The sequence below is a fragment of the Streptacidiphilus sp. BW17 genome, from assembly GCF_041262485.1.
Classification (GTDB): Bacteria; Actinomycetota; Actinomycetes; order Streptomycetales; family Streptomycetaceae; genus Streptacidiphilus.
Window position 1 is genome coordinate 1 of record NZ_JBGCCR010000084.1, and the last position, 1,390, is coordinate 1,390.

The 1,390-nt window shown below is 70.3% G+C and carries 1 protein-coding gene; it reads left to right on the plus strand.

The window, feature by feature from the left end:
- Window positions 1–152 precede the first annotated feature (152 nt).
- Window positions 153–1,352, plus strand: a complete 1,200-nt coding sequence (locus tag ABH940_RS36935; RefSeq protein WP_370107291.1) for an ISAs1 family transposase — start codon at window positions 153–155, stop codon at window positions 1,350–1,352.
- Window positions 1,353–1,390: the final 38 nt, after the last annotated feature.

Here is a 1,390-nt window from a genome sequence, read left to right on the forward strand (position 1 = left end):
CAGGGTGGAGTCGTTCCGAGGATCTGTCCGGGTTGATGCTGGTTCAGATGGCTGGCATGGCTGGTGTGTTCGCGGGACGGAACGAACGGAAGCAGGCACGGCTTCCGGGTGATCATGAGGTGTCGAGTCCCTGATCACCGCAACGGAAGACCGTGCCTGCCAGATCATCATCGCTCATCCCGACTGGCCTGAGCCAGCTCACCACCGCGTCACCGCCCGCTCCCGGCGAGCATCCGGGCCTGCTCCAGCGTCTGGCGGCTGTACCCGATCCGCGCCGGGGTGCTGGCCGTCGCCATCCCCTGGCCTTCGTCCTGGCATTGGCCGCATGTGCCGTTCTCGCCGGCGCGAAGTCCCTGACAGCGATCACGGAGTGGGTCTCCGACGCACCGCCGGCCGTGCTCACCTCACTTGGCGGGCCCCTGCGCGAGCCGACCGGGCCGGTCGCCCCGGCCGGGGCCACAGTGCGCCGCCTCCTGCGGCGCATCGACGGCGACGCCCTCGACGCTGCGATCGGGACCTGGCTCGCCGACCGAAAGCCGGAACCGACACACGCTGCGGACGGGCAACCTCTGCGTGCGCTGGCTGTCGACGGCAAGACCGTCCGAGGCGCCCGCCGACCAGACGGCACCCAGGTCCACCTCCTCGCGGCCATGACCGCGGGCGGCCAGGTCGTCGCCCAGCGCGAAGTCGGCCGGAAGACCAACGAAATCACCGTCTTCAAGCCCCTGCTCGCGCCGCTCGACCTCGCAGGCACGGTGGTCACCTTCGACGCGCTGCACTCGCAGACCGAGCATGCCCGGTTCCTGGTCGAGGACAAGCACGCCCACTACATCGCCGTGATCAAGGGGAACCACCCCACCCTCCAGCAGGAGCTGAAGCGGCTGCCGTGGCGGGAGGTGCCATTGCAGGGGAGGACCCGTGCCACCGCGCACGGCCGCGATGAGATCCGCCGCATCAAGACCTGCTCCGTCGCACGCGGCCTCGACTTCCCCCACGCCGCCCAGGCCGTCCAGGTCGTGCGTCGCCGCCGGACCGTCACCACCGGCAAGGTCACCCTCGAACGCGTCTACGGCGTGACCAGCCTCCGACCGCACGAGGCAGCCCCGGCAGATCTCGCCTCATGGGTCCGCGGCCACTGGGGCATCGAGAACAAGATCCACCATGTGCGCGACACCACCTTCGCCGAGGACGCCTCCCGCGTGCGCACCGGCACTGCACCCCGGGCGATGGCCAGCCTGCGCAACCTCGCCATCGGCGCACTCCGACGCGCGGGTCACGACAACATCGCCGCCGCGATCCGCCACCACGCCCGCGACCCCCACCGCCCGCTCGCCACCTTCGGCATCACATGATCAAACCGGACAGATCCTCGGAACGACTCCGCCCTGGA